Genomic DNA, 25012 nt, shown 5'->3' on the forward strand with positions numbered 1-25012 from the left:
GGTAGAAAGTGAGGAGAATCTTACATAACTTAGGAGGATTGGATGAGAAAGAAGCCGTTGATCGATTATAAAATCTTTGTTCCATCATTAATTATTATGATTGGCATCAGCATTCCATTTGCCTTGTATGAGGCAGAATCACTGGAACTGCTGAATGCCATTTTTGATTCCATCGTGAACAATTTCAGTTGGGGCTACCTTTGGTATGGTGTGATTTTAGTTGTAGCCGGGTTGTATTTATCTTTTTCTAAATATGGACAGGTGGTCCTTGGTGATCCCAAGGAAAAGCCACGTTTTACACTATTTGAATATGCGTCTATTTTAATTGCGATGGGCGTAGGATCGACCATCATGCGGACGGGGATGCTGCAGTGGACTTCTGTTGCGAACGATCCACCGGCAGGCGTGGAAGCTGGTTCGGCAGAGGCGCTATTATGGGGAAATGCCTACAGTATGTTCTTATGGGGATTTCAAGTGTTCGCCATTTTCGTCATGATTGCACCTGCCATGGGGTACATCCTCCATGTCCGCAAGCGACCATTGATGAGAATATCAGAAGCCTGCCGGGTGCTATTCGGGGATAAGTTTACAGATGGCATCGGAGGGCGGTTCCTTGATGTTCTATTCCTGATCAGCATTCTTGCAGGGGCTTCGGTGACGTTAGGTCTTGGAGCGCCAATCATCACGCAGAATTTATCCCACTTGTTCGGAATTCAAGTGAACTTTCCACTCACGATTACGGTTACGATCATTTGGGTGCTTTTATTCTCATTAAGTGCCTATCTCGGCATCGAGCGGGGAATCAAAAGGTTGAGTACGTGGAACATGTATATCGCAGGGTTCTTTGCTGTGTTTATTTTAATTGGTGGACCTGGGGTGTTCATCCTCAATTATTTCTCAGACAGTGTATCGTTCTTATTATCTAATTATTTGAACATGTCGCTGAATACAGATTCGGTTCACCAGGGAGAAGCTTCCCATATTCAGAGTAATACCGTATTCTGGTACGCGTATAGTGCGACCTGGGCGATGTTGCACAGTGTATTCGCTGCTAAGATTTCACGGGGGCGCACAATCAAGGAAATGATTTTGACCTACTTGCTTGCGCCTACACTGATTTCCTGGATAGCGACAGGTGTGCTTGGTGGACTTGGTGTCCATCGCTACCTCTCTGGCGATCTATCTGTTCTGAATCTAGTGAAAGAAAATGATCGGATGGCAGCAATTCCAGATATTCTATCTACTCTTCCTTTCGGGGAAGTGGCCATCATTATCTTTATGGTCGTTGCCCTCATTTTCCTGACGACGACCCTCGATTCGACCACTTACACCGTAGCCGCCTACACAAGTACAAGGGATATGAGTAAGTTTGAACCACCGAAACTACTAAGAATTATCATCGCTGCGATCATCACCGGATTTGCCCTTGTTCTGATGAGGATTGGTGGACTGGCACCACTCGAGGTCATTTCAGGCTTGATGGGACTTCCTGTCATCATCATTCAATTTATTCTCATTTACGCTGCGAAGCGAATGATAGATGAAGATCGTGCATGGAGTAACAATATAAGGTGAATCGTAAACCCCCTTCATCCTTTTATGAAGGGGGCTTTTTATAGAAAAGGTGGCTTTCTGTTCATTTATCCCCGAGTGTACTATGATGAAAATAGGTTATTTTTGTCTATATATGTAAAGGGGAGAGGTAAATATGAAGTGGTGGCGATTCATGTTTGTCGGAATTGGAATAATTTTATTACTGGCGGGTTGCTCGGATCAACCAAGGCCGGAAGACGCTTTTCAATCCTATATGGATCACTGGGAAAATGGTGAATACGGGGAGATGTATGAACTACTAAGTGAAAACTCTAAGCAGTCAGTAGAAAAGGAGAAGTTTATTGATCGATATACGAGCATTTATGAAGAAATTGTGATGGAGAATCTTTCATTTACATATGAACTTCCAGAAGAAGATCAGGAATACCAAGAGGAAGAAACTGTTTCTTTTGACTATGAAGCTTCTATGGACTCATTAGCTGGGGTTATTGAGTTTTCAAGCGATGCTTCTCTTGTGTTTGAAGAAGGTGAGGATAAAGATAGTTGGGTGATAAAATGGGACCCCTCTATGATTGTTCCTGAAATGGAAGAAGGGGACACTGTGAGAGCAACACCGCTTAGACCAGAACGCGGAGAAATATTCGATGCGAATGGACAAGGTTTGGCTGTGAAAGGTACTGTTCGTGAAGTTGGGCTAGTTCCAGGGAAGATGGAAAAAGAAGAAGAATTGATAAAAGGGCTGGCAGAAATTCTTGGTCTGTCTGTAGATGAAATTAATGAGAAATTAAATCAATCTTGGGTTGAACCGGATACCTTTGTACCATTGGCAAGAATTCCAGAAGATGATGAGGAAAGGTCATCTGCTATTGAAAAGCTGCCAAGAGGTTACCTGATAAATTCCGGGATAGAATCCCGGGTCTATCCTTTAGGTGAATCCGCAGCACATTTAACTGGATATATGGCCGATGTGACAGCAGAAGACTTGAAAGATAAGGACGGGTATTTAACCCATGATCGTATTGGTAGGGATGGTTTGGAAGAGGTTTTGGAAGCGCGGTTGCGTGGAGAACTGGGATGGAATCTATCCATTTACAACTCAGAAAAAGAGAAGAAATCGGTATTGGCTGAGAAAGCATCAGAGGACGGGGAAGATGTGACCCTTACAATCTCCGCTGAAGTTCAAAAAACTATTTTTGAACAATTAAAAGGAGAATCTGGATCTGCCGCTGCCATTCATCCAATGAATGGAGATGTGCTAGGGTTAGTAAGTGCTCCTTCTTATAACCCTAACGCAAAAACTTTGGGGTTGGGAGAGCAGACAACCTTAAACAAATTCAACAGCACCTATTCACCTGGATCCACATTCAAGCCGATCACAGCAGCCATCGGCCTTGAACAAGGAGTCATTACACCAGAAGAAGAGCTCTCGATTAAGGGAACGACCTATGAGCAGAACGGATACACAGTGACAAGGGTGGCAGGAGCGGCTGAAGATGAACAAGTGAATCTTAGAGACGCACTCGTTCGTTCCGACAATATCTACTTTGCCCGCAAAATCCTCGAAATTGGTGGAGAAACCTTCCTCCAGGAAACTCGTGAGTTCGGCTTTGGGGAGGACCTTCCGTTGATTTTCCCGATAGAAAATTCCCAGTTGCTGAACGGAGATGCATTTGAACGGGACGCGTTACTTGGGGATACGGGTTTTGGACAAGGGGAGATTCAAATGAGCAGCCTTCACTTAACACTCACTTACACCCCCTTCGTGACAGGAGGAGACGTCATGAAACCAAGGTTGGTCTCTTCTGAAGAAGAAGGGCAGGTATGGCATGAGAAAGTGATGAGTGAAGAGACAGCTTCGATTATAAAGAATGATTTGAAAGCTGTGGTCGATGACCCAGCAGGGACCGCTTATAAGCCCGTCGAAAAAGGGTTGAATCTTGCGGGTAAAACGGGAACGGCCGAATTGAAAAAATCCCAGGAGGAGGATGGCCAGGAGAATGGATGGTTCATCGCCTGGGATACTGAGAACAGGGACCTTATGGTGTCCATGATGATTGAAGAGGCTGAAGGCGGCAGCCACTATGTAGTACCTAAAGTGAAAGATGTTTTTAGTGAGTTGCAATAAAACAAAAGGTTCTTCCCTTTGCTGGGAAGAACCTTTTGTTTTTGGTTTATAACCTTTATGCCCTTGAAAGAGATGGTGTCTTTGTTCTTAACGGTCCTGGATGTTCACTTCTACTGGTTGGATGTCCAAATAGACATTTAAGAAAGAGTAGTCATCCTTGTTGCCATCCTTGTATCCCCAGAATCCTTCTGTGTCTTCTTCTTCTCTGAAGGTCAGTTCGAAACCTTTCCCTTTATGAAAACTATAGCTTTTCACCTCAGTTTCGCGAACGTTATCCAATAGAGCATAGGATAAATAGTTGTTCAAGTTTGCATGTGGAGTCAGCACACCTGAGTGTGGAGCAGCTTCATAATCGAAATATTCGTAGTCTCTGGTCGAAACTTTATGGTCACTGATCGAGAATTCGTTCGTGTTAAGGTTCAGTTGATCGCCGGAAGTAAGCCACGATAGACGGATCCCTTCGTAACCTTTCCATCCGTCGTTTTCTTCTTGATCATTGATATCGATGACAGAAACCCCTGCACGCCCGACTACGCTTAAAGCATTTTCTTTGTTGTCCAGGATTAGAGCGGTATCCTCATCAATGCCATAGGAATATTCATCTGTTTCCCCATGAGCAGCGTCTGTCGCAATCAGACGACCTAGTCGTGCTTTATTATCAAAATGCTGGTCGATGATTCCGTAAGGGAAGAACCCCAGTCCTTTTTCAAGATAAGCAGGGCCGCCTTCCTGCTGAGACATGCTGTCATAGGATTTTGTAAATCCTTTGCTTAATGTATCAAAGCTTCCACCACCCGCAAGCATAACGTCGCTCATAATGGCTGCTCCTGCACTGGTCCCTCCTAATACGGCCCCTTTCTCGTAAATGGTCCATAAGCTTCTCAGGACTTTAGATTGTGATCCATCACCATTCAGAAGGGAGGCGGTAATATCCGTCTGATCGCCACCGACAAACCATATCGCGTCATAGCTTTTTACTTGGTCTGCCAATCCCTCATCATTCCGGTTCTTTAACCAGTGACTTTCATCTTCTTTTGTGTTCTTAAAGTCATGATTCGATAGAGGAAGGATCTCTATTTTATCCGGATGGACTCCATAGGAAATTAAGTCTTCCCTGAATTGGTGGGAACTTTTGAGGCTTGAACTTGCAGCAGGAATGATTCCATATTTCCCATCCTTGCCTGCCCTTGAGATGAACGCTTCGTAAACTTCTTCGTTTGAGCTTCCTAAAGCACCACCTGCCATAACCAGCGCCCCTTTAGTATCAGCCTTGAAGGAAGAGTCCGGCGCGGTGAACGAGGAGGGCTGAAACGCTTCGAAAAGGTCTGCCTCGTCTTTGAACTGTACATTCACAGGGGTCGCATCCATCGTGACATGAGTGATCGAATAGGAATCTTTTTGACCATCTTCATATCCCCAGTACCCTTTCGTATCCGCTGTCTGTTTAAAAGTAAGTTTAAACCCTTCCCCTGAACTGTCATAGAGATAACTTTCTACTTTTCTTGTGGCTGCGTTATCTACAAGAGAGTAGGAAAGATAATTCGGCAGTGTACCATAGGAAGTCAGCACACCAGTAGCCGGTAGAGGTTCAAAATTGAAATACTCATAGCCTGTCGTTTCGAGGCTGCGTGCTTCATCTATGTGAAAGCTTTTATCCTCTACATTGACTTGATCTCCTGCTGCGAGGTAGCTTAAGTCCAATCCATTTATGGAATCACCTTCAACAGCAGCTTGGGAAACATCAAGAACTGTGAGGGTACTTCTACCAATCACTTCAATGGTTTGTTCTTTGTTAGATACCACCATTGCGGTGTCTTCATCAATTCCATAGGCATAGTTCCCCTGGGTTTCATACTCCAACGCAGTGGCGGCTAACCTGCCGAACCTTGATCGTTCGCTGAAATGTTGATCCACAATTCCCCATTGAAAGAAACCGAGACCTTGTTCAATGTAAACAGGAACAGACTCCTCGGCAGGGTTTGAAAGATCTTCGTAAATGAAGGATTGATTGAATCCGCCAAGGCTGTCTCCCCCTGTGATCATGACGTCACTCATGATGGCGGCTCCGGCGCTTGTCCCGCCCAGAACGGCTCCATCCTGGTAGATTTCCCATATCGCTTCAAGGGCTTTGGTTTTCTTTCCGTTCGGATTGAGAAGAGTGTCGGTGATTTTTAATTGATCTCCTCCGACAAACCAAAGGCCTGTAAGATCCTTGATTTGATCGGACACTTTATTCTTTTGAGCGTTGCTTTTCCATTTTCGTTCATTTGCTTCTGTGTCTTTGAAGTCATGGTTCGATAATTCAAGAATTTCCACATCTGATGGGCTCACTCCGTAAGTGACCATATCTTCTTTGAACTGTTCGGAGGATTTCAAGGAGCCTGAAGCGGCTGGAATAATACCAATTCGTGCGTTTTCTTCTCCTCCAGCAAGGTTGATAAATTCCTTATACACGTCACTGTTGCTTGAGCCAAGAGCACCTCCTACAATGACCAGGTTTCCTTTAATTTCCTCTTTTTCACTTTTTCCTGCTGAGACGGAAGGGATGAAAGACGAAAAAGTCATAACCGTGACGAATACTATGAACAGCCATTTTCGATTGTGCATTGTTCATGCTCCTTTCAAATTTTCAATTCAATATTTAACAAGCAACTTTCATGCCAAAAAAGGGGAGGCGTTAAGAATAAGGATTTATAATTTATTGGGTATTAATGGTTGTAATAGAAAAACTGTTTTAGCACCTATTGTTCTCTTGAACATGGATTGGGTAAGTCTTTGTGAAAATAATATTTTTACAAAAGTATTTTGAAAATTCCAACTAAAAATCTACCATTAGGGTATGGTAATATACTAGGACTTATGCCGAGTGGTGGCGTTTGTTGTAATAATCTGTTAGTTTTAGAGAAGATGAGTTCATGGTATCTTTGGAACTAGAGAAGGATGTGAAATGTGAGTGGATGAGTTAGCGTACCTGATGATCTTCTTTGTTGTTGTGCTCGTTATAGGTCTTTGGGAAAAATATAAGCTTGATCGTCGTCTGAAAAAAATCCCCACCAGGATCCTCGTCAATGGAATTCGTGGGAAGTCAACGGTCACCCGTCTTGTTATGGGCATTCTTAAACAGGATGGGCAGAAAGTAGTCGGAAAAACGACAGGGACGTCAGCACGGATGTTTTATTGGGATAAGGATGAGGAAGAACCGATTGTCCGTGGTCTGCAAGGTCCGAACATTAATGAGCAAATGAAGATTACGGAGCAAGTGGTGAAACGACGTGCAGATGCTTTTGTCAGTGAATGTATGGCTGTGAATCCGGAATATCAGCAGGTCTTCCAGGAGCGGCTGGTCAAGGCGAACATTACGATCATCGCCAATGTCATTGAAGACCATATGGATGTGATGGGACCGACGCTTGATGATATAGCGGAAGCTTTCAGCTCGACCATTCCGGAGAACGGTTACGTCATCATACCGGAAACCCCCTATCAGAAGTATTTTGAGAAAATCGCACGCCAGAAAAATTCGAAAGTCGTCGTTGCGGATGAAAGCTGGATAGACGAAGCATACTTGCAAAAGTTCCCATTCATGATTTTTCCTCAAAACGCAGCCCTTGCAATGGCTGTTGCGGAAATTTTGGATATCGATCGTGAAGTTGCGCTTGAGGGAATGCTGCAGGCACCTGTCGATCCAGGAGCGATGCGTGTCCATCGTTTCGGTAAGGAGGAAGCGCCTAAGTATTTCTTTAACGGCTTCGCTGCTAATGACACAACATCAACGTTGAACATCTGGGAAAGAATCCAGCAGTTGGATTACCCCGACCAGGAGCGTACAATCGTCATGAGCTGCCGGAGTGACAGAGTAGAGCGGACGATCGATTTCGCTGAAAATGTCCTGCCCCATATTGAAATGGAGCGGTTGATTGTCATGGGAGAAAGTGTCTGGCCGATTACGAAAGCCTATGAAGAAGGAAAAATCAGGCCTCTTAATCTTATAAACCTGGAAAAAGCATCGACGGAAGTCATTGTCGATCAATTGAAAGAACTTCCGGATGATAGTGTCATCTACGGAATAGGTAACATCGTCGGAGCTGGTGAGAGAGTGGCTGCGGCTGTCGAAGAGCTTGAATTCCGCCCTTCTTCCCGGGAAGAAACGGGATGGGAGATCATGGAAGAATCGGAAGAAAGCCGATCGTTTTCTCGTAAGGTTTTGCAGACGAACAAATAATGGTAGGGAGTTGGAGTCCACGTGTTCGGTACTGATTTATATATCGCGATTGTCATTGGTGTTTTATTAAGCTTGTTGTATGCAGAGAAAACAGGAATCGTGCCCGCGGGTCTGGTTGTCCCGGGCTACATAGCGTTGATATTCGATCAAGTGATGTACGTATTAGCTGTTGGATTGATCAGCCTGGTTACATACTTACTCGTTTCTCAAGTTCTATCAAGGTTTACGGTTCTTTACGGCCGTCGTAAATTTGCTGCGATGTTGACCGTCGGGGTTTTGATGAAGATGTCGATGGATTATTTATATCCCCTCACCCCATTTCCTGTCATGGAATTAAGGGGAATTGGAGTCATTGTCCCTGGATTGATCGCAAACTCAATACAGAAGCAGGGAGTGCTGCCTACCTTTAGTGCTACTTTCCTGATTGCGTTCGCAACGTTTGTATTGATTACGGCGTACCATTTGGTTTAGAGGAGATTTTTCAATGGAAGAAAAAGACCTTAAATATAAGATGAAAGTATGGACGAAGAAGCATAAAAAGAAAGCACCTTTCCATTCCATGGTGCTCGCAGCTCTATTGGCGGTTCCTTTCTTCGGTCACCAATGGATCGATAAACCGGACATGCCGCAAGAGACACGCCCGGATGATGTCGATTTCAGAATTTCGATGGTCGGGGACATGATGCTCGGGCGTCACGTTCGTGATGCCGCTGTCAGGAGTGGCGAACCGGTTGGACGTGTGTTTGATTATGTGACTCCATACTTTAAAGAGTCTGATTATGTCACAGGGAATTTTGAAAACCCGGTCATTGACGCTGATAATCCTGAAGTTGAGGCCGTCATGGAAGATTTTGAACTGCGTAATAAGGATATCCATTTGTATGCGGATAAAGGAGCCGAAGAGGCGCTGGTGGATGCTGGTTTCGACTCTGTCAATCTAGCAAACAACCATATGATGGACTATGGGAATCTTTCATTAGAAGAAACCCTTAAACATATGGAAGACGTGGACCTTGACCTCCTGGGGATTGGTCGTGCATTAGATCCTGCTGAAGGAATGTTTGAAGAAGAGGAAACATTGACCGATGCCGGTGAAATTCATTATTTCGATGCGAACGGAAGAAATATCGCGATTCTAGGCTTCACAGATGTGTTTGTTCAGGGTTATAGTGCCAGTGAATATGTCGGCGGGGTTTTGACGAATGCTGGCCTTGGTGTGCTGCAAAGTAGAATCCGTGAAGCGAAAGAACAGGCAGATATCGTTATGGTTCATACCCACTGGGGAGACGAGTACCAGGTCGGTTCAAATGATACACAGGAAACACTTGCGTATTTAATGACCGATATGGGAGCGGACGTCATTATCGGCCACCACTCTCACGTGCTTGAACCCATCACTCGTGTACATATCGAGAGAGACCCGGATGATCCACAGAGTGAAGATAAGACATCGATCGTCATGAACAGTCTCGGGAATTTCGTCTTCGACCAGGGATGGTCGCGAACGAAAGACTCGACCCTTGCTCAACTTGACTTTTTACAGGGTGGAGGAGCAGAACTTTCCTTCATACCTATGCAAATATCCGATACGAGACCAAGGGAAACAGATGGAATATTGAAGCCGTTCCGTGATTATCGTATTTTCCGGACGCTTAGAAAAGAACTGGACGATCAACTATGGCGGATGGAAGACGGCAGACTTGTCATCGATTTGAAAAAAGCCGGCGTCATTGAAGGATAGGAGGTCCGCAGGTTTGAATGATTTGAAAGTGACCTATATACTTGCCGGCATTATTTTCGTCGGCTTAGTTGGATGGAATGTTTATTTTGAAGAAGAGTTTGACCAGTTCCGTGAGCCTTATGAAGTTCAGGGGCGTGAGGAGACGGTTGAAGTGGATACTTCTTCAGAGGAAGAAGCCTTTGTGTACGGCGTCAGTGCTGTGCACCCACTCGCGGTAGAAGCGGGCATGAAAGTGCTCAATGAGGGAGGGAATGCTGCTGAAGCAGCGATCGCTGTCTCTTTTGTTCTGAATGTCGTGGAACCCTATGGCTCCGGCATCGGCGGAGGAGGACAAATGATTGTCCACGAACCGGACGAAGGCGCCATCACATATGATTATCGGGAAGCGGCTCCTGTTAGCGGAGCGCGCCCACAACGTGGAATTGCTGTGCCTGGCTTTGTGAAAGGGATGGGCGAGGTTTACGAAGATTACGGAGACAAAATGGAGTGGAATGAGTTGCTGGAAGATGCCGTTACTCACAGTGAAGAAGGCATCAAAGTCGGGCGGATCTTTAATGAGCAGCTTCAGAACTCCAGACGTTTCATTCAATCAGGGAATGAAGATCCGGCCATTTACAACATGTTTTACCCTGAAGACCGGCCGTTACAGATCAATGATACTCTTGTACAGGCAGAACTTGCGGAAACATTGAAAACACTGCAGCAGCAAGGGGCAGAATCTTTTTATGAAGGGGAGATTGCTGACTCATTAACAAGCCAGCTCGGTTTCCAACCGGGAGATCTTGGAGCTTATGAAGTCGGTAAGCGCCCTGCGCCCAAAGGTGAATTCAAGGGCCAGACTTTGTATGCCGGCTCCTCTCCAACATCCGGAATCATTGTGATTCAGGCATTGAAGATGCTGGAACAGTTGGAAGCGAACCTGGATAAAGTCCTCGAAGAGGAATATGCCCTGCCTGGTGGCGGATGGCCAGCGTTCCTTGATGGCAACCTTCCTGAGAATATGGAACAGATTGTCAATGATCAACAATATGAAGATATCTATATCCACCTTGTGAATAAGATCGTCGACAAGGTCTACACTGACAGGGTCTACACCCTGGGCGACCCTGAGTTTGAAGAAGTCGAGCAGGAGAAATTGACCTCAACGGAATATACAAATCAGTTGTTTGAAGAGGAATTCTCTGTCGGCGGCGAGGCACTGACAAGCTCTGCGGACCTGTACACCGCACCAGGTGAGAAAGCGGATCACCGCAATACGACACATTTTGTGGTTGTTGATAAGAACGGGATGATGGTGTCCGCGACGAATTCACTCGGTAAATTCTTCGGTTCAGGATTGTACGTGGATGGTTTCTTCTTAAATCATCAAATGAACAACTTCGATACTGCAGAGGATTCCATGAACGCTTATGAACCAGGCAAACGCCCTCGTTCGTTCGTCTCACCGATGATCTTCGCAAGAGACGGAAAGGCAGTTCTCGGCATCGGTTCTCCTGGCGGGAAAAGGATCCCGGCCATGCTGATCCAAACCTTGATCCAATATGAATATGGGCGGAATGAAGACACTGGTGAGCAGCTGACATTGCAGGAGGCAATCAGCCGCACTCGTTTTTATACAGAAGATAACGTCGTCCATGTTGAGAATTTGATTGAGCAGCAGCCGATCGCCCGCTTAAGGGATTTGAAAGGCTACTCCGTCATTGAACATGACTCTCCTGTTTTCTATGGTGGTATTCAGGGACTGGGAATACGCACCAACGGAGATGTGCTCCAAATGTACGGGGGTGGAGATCCCCGTCGTTTAGGAACATGGCAGATTGGGAATCAGGATGGTATGGATGATGTGAGTAGTGCACAATAGATGAAAAAGGCCTCTCCTTAATTGGAGAGGCCTTTTTTGGTTAAACGGCAATATCTTTTTCGACTGCTTTTTTATCGTTAAAACGTTCAAGGTTCAAAGTCTTCAAGACGCGTGAAGTCAAGGTTCCTGAAGTCATCGCCCCATTGACATTCAATGCGGTACGGCCCATGTCGATTAAAGGCTCAACTGAAATGAGCAATCCGGCTAAAGCGACGGGAAGGTTCATGGAAGAGAGCACAATTAATGCAGCGAATGTTGCTCCGCCTCCGACACCAGCCACACCAAATGAACTGATAGCCACAATCAACACAAGCTGCACCAGGAATCCAGGGCTCAACGGATCGATTCCCACAGAAGGAGCAATCATGACAGCGAGCATGGCTGGGTAGATGCCCGCGCAGCCATTTTGGCCAATGGTTGCACCAAAAGAGGCAGACATGTTTGCGACCCCTTCTTCGACACCGAGGCTGTTTTTCTGTGCGGAAATATTCAATGGAATCGTTCCTGCACTGGATCTTGATGTGAAAGCAAAGCTTAGAACAGGCAGCACTTTTCGTAAATATGTGAATGGGTTTAACCCGAAGATCCCAATCAATACAAGGTGGATGATGAACATCACCCCTAATGCGACATAGGAAGCAAGCACGAATTTCCCTAACTCCAGAATTCCTCCCACATCGGTCTGAGCTACGGTGGTAGCCATCAGTCCTAAAATCCCAATGGGAGTGAGGCGTAGGACAAGTGTGACAATCCGCATGACTACCGCGTAAACAGAGTTGACGATCTTGACGAACAATTCAGCTTGTTCCGGCTGTTTGCGGCGAACACCGAGAACAGCGATACCGATAATAGCGGAGAAGATGACCACGGCAATAGTAGATGTTGCGCGATCTCCCGTCATATCAAGAAATGGATTGGCTGGAATAAATTCAAGAATTTTTTGTGGTGTGGACATATCCTGAACCTCTGTCAGGCGTTCTTCTAAATATAGCCCCCGGCTTTCTTCTGCTTGACCGGCTTCAATTTCACTTGCATTCAAATCGAACAAAAAGGAGCTCCCGATGCCCACAAGTGCTGCAATCGCTGTAGTTCCTACGAGTACACCGATGATCCATAAGGAGATTTTTCCCAACTGTGATGTTTTTTCGAGATTGATAATGGATTGGATGATGGACACCATAATTAACGGAATGACAATCATCATAAGTAAGCGTACGTACCCACGTCCTGCGATATTGTACCAATCAGTTGTCTGTGCAGTGATGCTGGAATCGGTTCCAAATGCGAATTGTAAGTACACACCTAAGAGTACTCCAAGCCCAAGCCCTGCAAAAACACGTTTACTGAAAGAAATGTGCTTTTGCTGCATACGGATGAGGACAAGAATAAGCGCAAAAATAAGAGCGATGTTGACGATTACAAGAAATGTTTCCATGATTTTGTTACCTCCTTCTAGACATTAACTTATTAAACCGATGGAAAAGGTTGGTTTTAAACTTACACCAGTATTTAACAGCTGTCAACATGAAAAATAATAAATGGAGCCTCCATATACAGAAGGTATGAGCGGGCGGTCTCTTGTATGAACTTAATAAATTGACAATCCAATGTTCATGATATATATTTATCTTGAAACTGAGATAAATATATTGCAGTCAAAAATAAATGGGAGGGGAACGAATGAGTGAGTTGAAAGGCATTCACCATGTCACCGCCATAACAAGTAGTGCAGAGAAAAATTATGAATTCTTCACCTATACCCTTGGCATGCGTCTTGTGAAAAAGACAGTCAACCAGGATGATATTGAAACGTACCACCTGTTTTTTGCAGATGATGTAGGGAATCCAGGTACGGATATGACCTTCTTTGATTTTCCAGGAATTCCGAAAGGCTCCCACGGAACGAATGAAATTGCGAAAACTTCTTTCCGTGTTCCGAGTGATGACGCCTTGGATTACTGGGTGAAGAGATTTGATCGTTTGGAAGTGAAACACAAAGGAATTCAGGAACGGTTCGGCAAGAAGGTTCTTCCTTTTGTCGATTTTGATGATCAAGCTTATGAGCTGGTATCCGACGAAAACGATGATGGAGTAGCCCCAGGTACACCATGGCAGAAAGGTCCCGTTCCATTGGAATACGCCATTACCGGTCTTGGACCCTTATACGTGAGAGTCGACAATAAGGAATACTTCAAGGAAATGCTTGAAAAAGTCATGAATTTCAGGGAAGCGGATGAAGAAGGCGCGTTCACCCTGTTCGAAGTGGGAGAAGGTGGAAACGGTGCTTCAGTAATTGTGGAATACAACACGATTCTTCCGCCGGCCCGTCAAGGATATGGCACCGTTCACCATGCTGCTTTTCGTGTAGAAGATAAGGAAGCGTTAGATGAATGGATCGAGCGTTTGTCGAAGTTCGGTTTAAGGAACTCAGGGTTCGTTAACCGCCACTATTTCGGTTCGTTATATGCGAAAGTTTCACCGCAGATTTTATTTGAGTGGGCAACGGACGGACCTGGTTTTATGGGTGATGAACCGTATGAAACTCTTGGTGAAAAGTTATCACTTCCGCCGAAGCTTGAACCGAAGCGTGAAGAGATTGAGAATTATGTGCGTCCAATTGATACAGTGAGAAGCACGAAAAAGATTGAAAAAGAATACGAATAACGGTTAAGAACCGAAGGTGAAACCACCCTCGGTTCTTTATTTACTTTTAAGTAAGAAAGACCTTCTATGATGAGATTTAAGAACGCCTGAAGTTAAAAAATGACAAGATACTGTTGGCGTGATTTTGTGCACATATCATGGTATGGAAGAGGAGAGCGGTAAGACTCATATGGTGTTTTTGGACAAAGGATATTCCTCAGAGCCGAGGTATGAGTGAATTATTCAATAAGATTATACATAAAATGGTTCAGTATGTTGTTAATCTGGGTCACATAGTTAAACGGAAAGGGCGTAAGGAGGGAAGGAATGAATACCTTTGTCAATAATTACTGGGCATCTTATTTAGATTTCATCCATGCATTTAAACAGTTGTCCTACTTGGGGATACCGCTACCTTTAGTTTGTCCATATTTCTTGTTGGTCCATGATAATGATGTTCTTTTGGAGAGGCTTGAGAGTCAATCAACCGTATTGAATACAAAGATTAAGAATGAGAAACAACTGCAGTCCTTATTTGATATTCACTTTTCTCCCTTCCATAACAAAACAGTGAAGTCGAGAGGGAAGGTACAAGGAAAGGTTGTTTTTTATGATAACGTACTGAGGTTTCCTGATCAGCTTATGAAGGAAAACTTCAGTCCTTCAAATGCCCTCGTTTTGAAGAGGAAAACGAATGCTTACGGATCATCAAGGGGTGAGATTCCTGTAGACAGTCTAGAAAAATATCAGACGATTCATCTCAATACATTGAAAGCATATCAGAGAAAGGCAGAGAAGCATTTCGATAGGGCAGCAGTCCATCCGATTTACAAAAATAAAGCCTTCCGTGAAACCTTTGTTAAACAGATTCCTGGGATGATGAAGCAAATTATTGCAGCTAAGAAGTTCTTTGAGCAGAACGCGGTTTCCTGTCTTGTCACAGGAACTACCAATAGTAGTGACACGAGGATCCTTACTCTTACCGCAGCTTTAAAAGGGATTCCCTCTCTCTGTCTTCAGCATGGCATCGTAATGCTGGAGTTCGGATATCTACCGAAGGTTTCGACTTATCAGGCGGTGTATGGGTCATCAGATATTCAATGGTATCAAAGGAAAGGAATTCAACCGAATGGTCTTCAATCCATCGGTCACCCGAGGTTTGATGAATTGGTGAAAAGGTCATCACTGAATCGGGCTGCTCTTCATTCTCATTTTAAGTTGGATAACAGTAAGAAATCGGTGCTTGTTGTGATTCACCATCTTGAGACGGAGTTTACGAAAGCGGTGCTCAAGTATTTGGGTGAACAGGGAAGTGTCAATATCATTATCAAACAGAGAAACGGAAAGCAGCGCAGGTCTGCCCAAACGATTGAATTGGTGAAGGAGTTTCCGCATTTGAAGTTCGCCGATGACCTCCACCTCTATGACTTATTGAACAATGTCGATGCTGTCATCAGTTATGAATCGACCATCGCTCTTGAGGCCATGCTTGCAGGTAAGCCGATCTATCTATGGAGATTGAAGGATTTCAGATCAAGCATGACCAATTATTACGATGAACTATCCATGTATATTCATGACGACCCTCATGCGCTTGTTGATCATATGTTTGCTGTAATGAATGCCCCAAGTAATAAAAATTGGGAAAAGCGGAAGCGGGATTTTTTATCGACACACTATCCTCACAAGCCTGGAACCAGTAGCGCTAAATTAAAAGAATTGATCGACTCGATTAAGTTATAGGGGGGGGAAATGATGGATACGTTTGAAAGGAATTTCTGGTCCCTTTATAAGGAGTTCTTAGAAGTTTTTAAGGATGTGAAATTTAGAGGAATATCCATTCCGTATTTGTGTCATTTTAGAAGTTTGTTCACGAATCATGTTGAACTCAAAAAAAACCTATCCTCAGATTCCTTTATTAATCACTTATCCTATCAGGTCAACGATAAAAAATCTTTCCAAAAGTTATTCACTGAATTCAAGGCCAGTCATACCAATAGAAAAGTACCGCGCAATAAGGATGGAAAATTAGCCCTTTATAATGCCGCGAATCTCCTTCGGTTTCCAAGTGAGATTGTAATCAAATATTTCAAACCGGAAGAGACCTTTGTTATTCGTGATGTTCGAGGCAAGAACACCCAGAAAACAAATGGAATACCGAAGACAGCCGAAGGGCTTCCTGCATACTACCTGATTGATTATGATGAATCCATCGATGATAAGGTGGATGCCATTCTTAAGCAGGTAGCCACGATTATGAAAAAATATAAAACACACCCACTCTTTGGTCATGTTACGTTTAAGGATGCATTTAACAATCAGGTGGAGCGAATCGTTCATCGAATTGTAGAATCTTACAATATGATCAGTCAACTTCCTATTTCATGTATTGTCTTTTCCTCCACTCACTATTATCAAAGCAGGACCTTGGCAATTGTTGCAGCCAAACATAATATTCCTACAATTTGTATGCAGCATGGCATCATTGGAAGTGAGAATGGCTATATGCCTAAAGTGGCGGATGTGGATGCTGTGTATGGTCAGTTTGAAGTCGATTGGTTTATGGGCCTGGGCGTGTCGAAAGAATCTGTACGCATTGTGGGTCACCCCCGATTCGATTTAATTAATCAAAGTGCAAAGGTTACCAGACAGAAAGTCCATGAAGATCTTGGTATAGATGGACGTAAGAGAACCATTCTGCTCATCGTCCGTGGGAATGCCTATATGAAGTATTGGCGTAGACTATTAAAGGCGTTAGAGCAGTGGGGACCTTGTAATGTAATTATTAAAGACCAGCCACCACGTACGCCTCACCCATTAACAGACAATTTCCCATTTGCTGTCTCATCGAAAAACTATCATTTATACACCCTCTTGCCAAATGTAGATGCCGTTGTAGCTTATCTTTCCACCGTCGGACTTGAAGCGATGATCGCTGGGAAACCTGTTTTTCTGATGTCTACTCCGGCTCCTACGTATTCAGGTTATTATGACACCCTTGGACAAATGATACAGGATGACCCGGAGGGCCTTGCTCATATTGTGCATCGATACTTCAATGATCAAAAATTTAAGAAGAAAGTCGATTCCAAAAGTAAAAAATTTCTTTCATATGCCTATCCCAATGGAGAAACCTCAGGAAAAAAGTTGACGACACTTATTCAGGAAATGATCAAAGAATAGACTAGGCGTTTTTCTACATCACGTTCTTTTGAAGGAAAGGTATATTCTGATCTAGTTGGAAAAGAGAGGGGAGGGTGTGATGCTGTATTTGCCTGTTGAAATCAAGTCTAGAGAACTTCATGGTAAGTTGCTGCTTGCCTATCATGCACTTTCAAAAGGAGAGCAAATTATCATAGGAGAGCACAGTAAAGTAGAAGAATCTGCTCAGATTTATCCTGCTGGTTTTTTTTTAGCTAAAGGATATCAGCGAAGTTACATGAAGCGCGTCGTAACTGCCGCTAAAGCTTCTAATCATACTGTAATGAACCTTGATGAGGAAGGAATGATATATACTGATCCAAAGGTTTATTTACGTACAAGGATGAACCGGCCGCTCATGTCTTATCTGGATATGGTGTTTTGTTGGGGGAAACATCAACAGAAAGTCATTGAGGATGCCTATCCTGAAATGAGAGGAAAGTGCATTTCAACAGGGAATCCGCGCTTTGATTTACTGACCTCTAAGTATCGTGAAGTATATCGCAAGGAAGCGAAGTTGTTATGTGAAAAGTACGGTCCCTATGTATTGATTAATACACGGTTTACTTTATACAACACGCTGAAAGGAAAAAAAGACCATGGCCTCCATGCTCATGGCGAGTATATCCGTAAGCTTTATTGGGAGTTCATTGATATGATCGAAAAGGTCAGTGCAGCAGGAACGAATTTTACTTTTATTATCAGACCACACCCTGCTGAACGAAAAGAAAGCTATATGCAAGATTTGAAAACATGCCCGAACGTGATCGTCAAAGGTGAAGGGGCTGTCGTTCATTGGTTGTTGGGAGCGCAAGCGTTGATTCATAATGGCTGTACAACAGGGGTAGAGGCTTATCTTCTGGGGCGTCCCGTTTTTTCCTATGAGCCTATTTGTTCCCGCGAGTTTGATGTGCCGATCACTCAGGATGTCAGTGTGAGGATTAATCGATTTGAAGATTTAAAAGATCAGCTGTGGAAATTACAGAGTAAAAAGGGTTCGGTACATAATTCCAAGTCCAAGATTTTACCGGAGTACTGCGCCCATTCTTCAGGATCCACCTATGCTTACAAACAAATCCTTGGTTATATGCAAATGAAAGGACTAGGAGGGAAGATGAAAGTCAAAAAGATAAAGCATCAATTCTCAAGGGATCGGCGTAAAAAAATGCGTCATTTGTTTCCTTCTCTTACGGAAAAAGAAATGAGGGACTTTTTCTCTCGGATAGATCAGGTGGAAGGAGAGCAGCTCCCCATACAGGTAACTTTACTTGCTGACCGCCTGTTCCTGCTCTCTCCAGGTGATTGATAATGGATAGGTTTGAGCAGAACTATTGGGGATTGTTTGCAGACTTTTTAGAAGGCTTTAAAGAATGGACGTACAATGGGCATCCACTGGCTTTCGGAATTCATTTTTACAGTTTACTTAAGGATCGGGTTGATCTGGAAAGGAATCTCCTTCATCCATCTTACATTAAGACAGGGAGAGGAGGCCAGAAGGTGGTAGATGCGTACCTTCCTGACTACGAATGGAAGAATACAAAAGGGAAAGTTGTTTTTTATGATAAACTGCTTCGAATTCCTTCCTCTGTCTATCCTGTGCTCGTCCCTTTATCAGAATCCATTCTACTGAAATCAGACGTGACGAATATACGATCGACTCCAGTCCAAGGTATGGAGATGGTCGGGTTGATAGGGAATAAAGCAAATGGGGAAGAGTCGGTGCGAAAGGTTGAAAAATCTTTCAGCGCCATTGCCACCCGTTTCCATTCACACCCGTTGTTTGGAAAGAAGAATGTTCATACTCAAGTGAAAAAGCAAATTTCGAAATATATGAAGTATTTGAATGCTGCGGAACATTTTTTTGAAAAGACAGAGGTCTCTCTTCTCATAATGGGTGAAACCAACAGCCTCGATACAAGGAGTTTAGCGATGACCGCTCGTAAGAAGGGGATCCCTACAATCTGCCTTCAACACGGAGCCATTGTTTCTTCTTTCGGATATCTACCGAAGATTGCCATATACCAAGGGGTGTATGGTTTATACGAACAGGCCTTTTATCAGTCTGCAGGTGTCGATGCTCGATACCTTCCTATCATTGGTCATCCTCGGTTTGATGGAATCACAAGCAATCAACACATGAATCCCTCCCTCTTTTATAAACAAACACAGACGGACCGTAAGCGGAAAAGGTTATTAATCGTTGATCATCACACAGATAAATCAAAGAACCTCAAGATCATCGATGGATTATTGAAAAAGGTCCCGGAAACAGAGCTTATTCTAAAGATTCAAAAGGGAAGCCAGGCATACAATCACTATGCGAAGCATCCACGTGTACACATCGTAACCCGCATGAATCTAGAAGACTTACTTTCCTACAGTGATGCTGTTATCAGTTATGAGTCGACAGTCGTTCTTGAAGCACTTCTAGCTGGAAAGAGAACATTCGTCTGGAAACTTAATCAGGCAGGTCTCACCGACTACTTCTCCAAATTACCTGTAGAACGATACATTGATGTGGGGGAATTGGTTGATGATGTAGTGACCTATATTAATGAAGGAAAACAAACCCATGTTCCAACAGAGGAAGTAAGGAAATCTTTTTATATACCTGAGCGTTCTTCGTCCACTCTTTTATTGAAAGCGTTGATCCAAAACATTCGCTCCAAAGCGGATTAATGGTTAACGCTTTTTTTGTTTGGTTCTGTTAACTCCCTTCGTGGACTTCATTATATGCTTTCGATAGTGGAAGATTCAGACTGGATTTGTTTTCCATATAAGGAGTCAGAGGTGACTGGTAAGCTGCTCACTATCCTGGGGGAAAGCTCTTTCACACGTGGTATTAGGTACTAATCTATTATTAGCACCGAATCTTAGATTCCGAATATATATAGTAATCAGGGATGTGAATAGAGTGCATAGGGCGCATATCTGTTTTACAGGATTGATGACCAGATAGTAATAAGAAGGGGAAGATACGATTGTTTTTTAAGGATAAGAAAATCTTAGTTATCGGGGGGACGGGGACCATTGGAAGAAGTATTGTTCAAACGCTTCTCAAAGATTCGCCAGACGTTGTCCGTGTGTTCAGTCGAGATGAACATAAACAACATGAGCTGCAAAATCAACTAGGGAAGAGGAAGGATGTGCGTTATTTCATTGGGGATGTGAGGGATTATGACAGGGTTCATACGGCAATGCAAGGGGTAGATTATGTCTTTCATTTAGCTGCGATGAAGCACGTGCCTTCCTGCGAGTACAACCCTTATGAAGCGGTCCTGACAAATATTCATGGTACGAATAACGTTGTTCGCGCAGCTTTGGCACAAAGCGTGAAAAAAGTAGTTTTTACAAGTACCGATAAGGCGATCTCTCCCACAAATGCTTATGGTGCTACAAAACTGACCGCTGAGCGATTATTTACTTCGGCAGAATATAGCAAAGGGGAGGGGCAGACCATCTTTGCAAGTGTGAGGTTTGGTAACGTCATGGGTTCGCGTGGTTCTGTTATTCCTCTATTTAAAAATCAGATTCTTGAACATGGAAAGATCACAGTGACTGACTCTTCTATGACAAGGTTTATGATGACACTGGATCAGGCAACCAAACTAACCATACAGGCACTGCAGGAGGCACAGGGTGGTGAAGTTTTCGTTCTGAAAATGCCGATTGTATTGCTAAGGGATCTTGCTGAATTGGTGATTCAAGAAACCTGCCGGCACCACAATCTAAATCCTGAAGATATTGTCATGGAAGAAATAGGCCTACGTCCAGGGGAAAAAATGTATGAAGAATTGATGACACATGAAGAGTCTCTGACAGCTTGGGAGATGCCGGACATGTATGTGATACCTTATTTCTTAAGAAAAGACGTCTCTTATAAGAATGCTAGAAAAGCGTCAACCGGAACGTACAGCTCTTCAGGATTGACACCGATTACCTCTCAGGATCTATATGAATTACTGAAAAACCAACGACTGATATAAGAAAGGAGGAGAAGAGAGTGGATCTGTTTACTAAAAACTACTGGGGAGTCTACCTTGATTTTCTCGATGATTTTAGTGACTTAGTTTATAAGGGATATCCCATTGCTTATTTGTGCCATTATCGGAGTTTGATCCGAGAAAATGAAGGTTTGATGGGCAAACTTGAGACAGCAGCTTTTACAAAGGCATTAAAAAATAAACGAGTCGAACTCACGTCTATTCAGACGAGATTCAATGCATTCAAGAGTGAACATCAAAAGACATGGCGGCGGGGAAAAGGAGGTAAAATCGTCTTCCACGACGTGCATGACTTGCTTCGTGTACCCGAAGAAACTTTCCTTCGGTATTTTGACAAAAAGAAAACTCTGATCATAGAAGAGAAAGGGATGAAGGAAAGAGAAGAATCGTTCTCCCGAGTCAAAGGTTTCGACTACCAATATTTCAGTGAGTACTCTGAGGATGCCTCGGAAGCTATTAAGCTGATGAAGAAGAAGGCGAAGCAGATCCTCCATTCCTTCCCTGGTCACCCGATGTACAGTGATGAAACGTTCAAGGAAAGGTTTCTAATTCAAGTCATGAAGATCGTGAATCGTATTAATGAATCCATTCTTCTTCTGAAAAAGGTTAATATATCAGCGATCGTTGTTGCTTCTACCCATTATCCGGAAAGTCGCACGCTGGTCATGGTAGCTGCGAAAAACGGAATTCCAACGGTTTGCCTGCAGCATGGCATCATATCTGGAGAAATTGGTTACCTGCCTAAAGTCGCGGATATTGATGCGGTATATGGACAGTTTGAAATGGATTGGTATAAAGAGCGAGGAGCGAAAGAGAAGGGTGCAGAAATCATAGGACATCCAAGGTTCGATTTAATTTCGAAACCCCCGACTATTTCCAGGGAAGAGTTAGAAAACCAACTCGGTCTCGATGCTTCAAAGAAGAATGTCCTTCTCATTGTAAGAGGTCATGCCAATTATACAAGCTGGGATCAGTTTTTGAAGAAAATCACGGTCAAACAAAACCTCAATATCGTGCTGAAAGATTTCCCCAATCATAAAGTTCATCCCTTGACTAAATCCCAAAAGAACCTCTTCCGGTCCCCAGGACGTAAACTGCATGATCTTATCCATATGAGTGATGTCGTTGTCACTTATTTTTCAACAGTAGCTCTTGAGGCGATGATTGCTGGAAAAGTAGTATTTATCCTCGATCAACCGTTTGGGGGGTATTCTGGATATTTTTCCAAAATGGGAGATCTTGTTCAGGAAGACCCAGGAAAATTAGCGAGCATCTTCTCTGATTACTTTTTAGATAATAAAGTGAAAGTCTATGCGGAGCAAATGGTAAAATCATTCCTTTCGACAGCCTACCATACTCATAAAAACTCGGGAGAGAGGCTTAGCACACTTTTGAAGCAATTGTTGTGATGGATACATGCAAGAATAAGTGAGCCATTGAATAAATATACATGGTGAATATAAGGGAGGGGTGTGTGCGTGAATATATTAGTGACAGGAGGCGCCGGATTTATAGGGCGTTGGGTAGTGAAGAAATTATTGGATGAGCAGCACCAAGTGTGGGTACTTGATGATTTATCGAACGGAAGAATTGAAAACATTGAGGAACTTCTCGTACACAAAAATTTTAAGGCGTTCATTCATGGAGATATCAAGGATGAGAAAACCGTTGAGAGTCTATTCTACCCTGGGATTGATCTCTGCTACCACCTGGCGGCAAGTATCAATGTTCAGGACAGTATTGATGATCCGAAGACGACCTTTAATAATGATACGATTGGAACGTTCTATTTGCTTGAGCAATGCAGAAAGCATCAGGTTAAGATGGTATTCATGAGCACTTGTATGGTCTATGACAGGGCTGAGGATGAAGAAGGGATTTGTGAGGAAGACCCAATAAAACCAGCTTCACCTTATGCAGGTGCAAAAATAGCAGCTGAAAATATGGTCTTGTCCTACTACTATGCTTATGGTTTACCAGTGACAGTTATTCGTCCCTTCAATACGTATGGTCCATTTCAAAAAACGGGGGGCGAAGGTGGGGTTGTTGCGATTTTTATTAAGAACAAGCTGAATGGACTCCCTTTACAAATTTATGGAGACGGGAAGCAGACGCGCGACCTTTTGTATGTAGAAGATTGCGCGCATTTTGTTGTGCAGGCAGGATACAAGGATGAAGTGAATGGGGAAATTGTGAATGCAGGGCTAGGGCGGGACATCACCATTAATGACTTAGCTGAATTGATTGCTGGTGACCCCGGTCTCATCACACATGTGGAGCACATCCATCCTCAGAGTGAGATTCCTAAGCTGCTGTGTGACTTCAGGAAGGCTAAAAGCTTGCTAGGGTGGGAGCCTGCTACATCATTAGAAGAAGGAATTAAAAAAACGGAAGCTTGGATCGACAGCACGAAATTAATTTAAAGGGGCTTAGAATGTGGAAGAAAAGTTAGCCATTTTGGGGGGTAACCCGGTACGTAAGTCGCTGCTTCCTTATGGAAAGCAGTCGATCGATGACCAGGATATCCAAGCCGTCATCGATACTTTAAGAAGTGATTTTATAACAACGGGACCAGCCATCAGTGAATTTGAAAAAAGCGTGGCCGCGTACGTAGGAGCAGCGTATGCCGTTGCTTTTTCTAACGGTACAGCCGCTTTACATGCCGCTTGTTTTGCAGCTGGTATTGGCAGGGGAGATGAAGTAATCACAACTCCTTTGACCTTTGTCGCCAGTGCTAATTGTGTATTATATTCTGGCGGAAAACCTGTTTTCGCAGATGTGGATCCGGTGACCTATAATATTGATCCCCGCTCGATCGCATCATTAGTAACACCAAAAACAAAAGCGATCATACCTGTGGATTTTACAGGGCAGCCTGCGGATTATGATCAAATCCAGGCGGTTGCTGACAAGCATAACCTGGTCGTTATCGAAGATGCCGCTCATGCGATTGGAGCGGAGTACAAAGGAAAGAAAGTGGGGGCTTTCAGTGATATGACCATGTTCAGCTTTCATCCTGTCAAACATATTACAACAGGTGAAGGTGGAGTGATCGTCACCAACAATCGTGACTATTACGATAAATTAATCATGTTCCGCACCCATGGGATTACTCGTGAACCTGGAGGTCTTCTGGAGAAACGCCATCCATGGGAATATGAAATGCAATTCTTAGGCTATAACTATCGCATGACAGATATCCAAGCCGCTTTGGGGAACAGCCAGTTAAGGAAATTGGATCCATTTGTAGAAAAACGAAGAGAGTATGTGAAAGCTTACAATGCTGCCTTTGAGAAATTGGATCAAGTGATTATTCCAGCGCAATTAGCAGGGGCAGACTCTTCTTACCATTTATATATCATTCAATTGGCAGGGCCTTTGAAAGGGTTGAGGCGAGAGGTGTTTGATGCCTTGCGCGCGGAGAATATCGGTGTGAATGTCCACTATATGCCCGTCCATACCCAACCTTACTATAAAGACCGTGGTTATACGAGAGGATTGTGCCCTGTAGCAGAAAGAATCTATGAACATATCATCAGTCTTCCCTTATTCCCTGCCATGACTACGGATGATGTTTCAGATGTGATCCGTGCCGTTATAAAAGTTACAAGCTACTACGGAATGAATACAGAGGACAGCAGATGAAGATTGGATTCAGGGT

17 protein-coding genes are annotated in these 25012 nt (G+C 43.7%); 15 read left to right on the plus strand and 2 right to left on the minus strand.

The genetic code is table 11. The features are described 5' to 3' along the window. Positions 1 to 42 precede the first annotated feature (42 nt). Both J0K78_RS11030 and J0K78_RS11035 read left to right on the plus strand, forming a co-directional pair. Positions 43 to 1575, plus strand: coding sequence for a BCCT family transporter (locus tag J0K78_RS11030; protein ID WP_206946955.1), 1533 nt, complete (start codon positions 43 to 45; stop codon positions 1573 to 1575). 133 nt (positions 1576 to 1708) lie between these two features. Beyond that, the gene (locus J0K78_RS11035) at positions 1709 to 3679 is read left to right on the plus strand and encodes a penicillin-binding transpeptidase domain-containing protein (RefSeq protein ID WP_206946957.1); all 1971 of its coding nucleotides are present in this window, start codon (positions 1709 to 1711) and stop codon (positions 3677 to 3679) included. 87 nt (positions 3680 to 3766) lie between these two features. Here the strand turns inward: J0K78_RS11035 and J0K78_RS11040 are convergent, their stop codons facing one another. Beyond that, entirely contained in the window at positions 3767 to 6286 is a 2520-nt protein-coding gene (locus tag J0K78_RS11040; RefSeq protein ID WP_242517836.1) for a cyanophycinase, read from the minus strand. Between the two features lie 367 nt (positions 6287 to 6653). On the opposite strand from J0K78_RS11040, the gene pgsB reads away from it, so the two are divergent. The 4 genes from pgsB to J0K78_RS11060 are packed head-to-tail and all read left to right on the plus strand — an operon-like array spanning position 6654 to position 11503. Further along, on the plus strand, positions 6654 to 7901 hold the full coding sequence (gene pgsB / locus J0K78_RS11045) for a poly-gamma-glutamate synthase PgsB (protein WP_206947255.1): 1248 nt from the start codon (positions 6654 to 6656) through the stop codon (positions 7899 to 7901). 21 nt (positions 7902 to 7922) lie between these two features. Beyond that, positions 7923 to 8372: a poly-gamma-glutamate biosynthesis protein PgsC gene (pgsC, locus tag J0K78_RS11050; RefSeq protein WP_160913838.1), complete on the plus strand. Its 450-nt coding sequence runs from the start codon at positions 7923 to 7925 to the stop codon at positions 8370 to 8372. A 13-nt stretch (positions 8373 to 8385) separates the two neighbouring features. Then, the gene (locus J0K78_RS11055; RefSeq protein WP_206946958.1) at positions 8386 to 9642 is read left to right on the plus strand and encodes a CapA family protein; all 1257 of its coding nucleotides are present in this window, start codon (positions 8386 to 8388) and stop codon (positions 9640 to 9642) included. Positions 9643 to 9655: 13 nt separating this feature from the next. Next, complete coding sequence (locus J0K78_RS11060) at positions 9656 to 11503, plus strand: gamma-glutamyltransferase family protein (protein ID WP_206946960.1); 1848 nt, start codon at positions 9656 to 9658, stop codon at positions 11501 to 11503. 40 nt (positions 11504 to 11543) lie between these two features. Here the strand turns inward: J0K78_RS11060 and J0K78_RS11065 are convergent, their stop codons facing one another. Beyond that, positions 11544 to 12938 carry an L-cystine transporter gene (locus J0K78_RS11065; protein ID WP_206946962.1) on the minus strand — a complete coding sequence of 465 codons (1395 nt, stop codon included), beginning with the start codon at positions 12936 to 12938 and terminating at the stop codon, positions 11544 to 11546. Between the two features lie 245 nt (positions 12939 to 13183). Between J0K78_RS11065 and J0K78_RS11070 the strand changes: the two genes are divergently transcribed. The 9 genes from J0K78_RS11070 to pseC all read left to right on the plus strand — a co-directional run bounded on the left by J0K78_RS11070 (position 13184) and on the right by pseC (position 24996). Then, the gene (locus tag J0K78_RS11070; protein ID WP_206946964.1) at positions 13184 to 14167 is read left to right on the plus strand and encodes a ring-cleaving dioxygenase; all 984 of its coding nucleotides are present in this window, start codon (positions 13184 to 13186) and stop codon (positions 14165 to 14167) included. A 306-nt stretch (positions 14168 to 14473) separates the two neighbouring features. Beyond that, entirely contained in the window at positions 14474 to 15889 is a 1416-nt protein-coding gene (locus J0K78_RS11075; protein WP_206946966.1) for a hypothetical protein, read from the plus strand. A 12-nt stretch (positions 15890 to 15901) separates the two neighbouring features. Continuing rightward, complete coding sequence (locus J0K78_RS11080; RefSeq protein ID WP_206946968.1) at positions 15902 to 17329, plus strand: hypothetical protein; 1428 nt, start codon at positions 15902 to 15904, stop codon at positions 17327 to 17329. Between the two features lie 79 nt (positions 17330 to 17408). Beyond that, positions 17409 to 18653, plus strand: a complete 1245-nt coding sequence (locus J0K78_RS11085) for a surface carbohydrate biosynthesis protein (protein ID WP_206946970.1) — start codon at positions 17409 to 17411, stop codon at positions 18651 to 18653. 2 nt (positions 18654 to 18655) lie between these two features. Further along, the gene (locus J0K78_RS11090; RefSeq protein ID WP_206946972.1) at positions 18656 to 20026 is read left to right on the plus strand and encodes a hypothetical protein; all 1371 of its coding nucleotides are present in this window, start codon (positions 18656 to 18658) and stop codon (positions 20024 to 20026) included. A 302-nt stretch (positions 20027 to 20328) separates the two neighbouring features. Next, complete coding sequence (locus J0K78_RS11095) at positions 20329 to 21333, plus strand: UDP-N-acetylglucosamine 4,6-dehydratase family protein (RefSeq protein ID WP_206946973.1); 1005 nt, start codon at positions 20329 to 20331, stop codon at positions 21331 to 21333. 17 nt (positions 21334 to 21350) lie between these two features. Further along, the gene (locus J0K78_RS11100) at positions 21351 to 22760 is read left to right on the plus strand and encodes a hypothetical protein (RefSeq protein ID WP_206946975.1); all 1410 of its coding nucleotides are present in this window, start codon (positions 21351 to 21353) and stop codon (positions 22758 to 22760) included. A gap of 69 nt (positions 22761 to 22829) precedes the next feature. Next, positions 22830 to 23774 carry a dTDP-glucose 4,6-dehydratase gene (locus tag J0K78_RS11105; RefSeq protein ID WP_206946977.1) on the plus strand — a complete coding sequence of 315 codons (945 nt, stop codon included), beginning with the start codon at positions 22830 to 22832 and terminating at the stop codon, positions 23772 to 23774. A gap of 13 nt (positions 23775 to 23787) precedes the next feature. Beyond that, entirely contained in the window at positions 23788 to 24996 is a 1209-nt protein-coding gene (gene pseC, locus J0K78_RS11110) for a UDP-4-amino-4,6-dideoxy-N-acetyl-beta-L-altrosamine transaminase (protein ID WP_206946979.1), read from the plus strand. The last annotated feature ends 16 nt before the right edge of the window (positions 24997 to 25012 follow it).

The organism is Halobacillus sp. GSS1 (assembly GCF_017307035.1).
Lineage (GTDB): Bacteria > Bacillota > Bacilli > Bacillales > Halobacillaceae > Halobacillus > Halobacillus litoralis.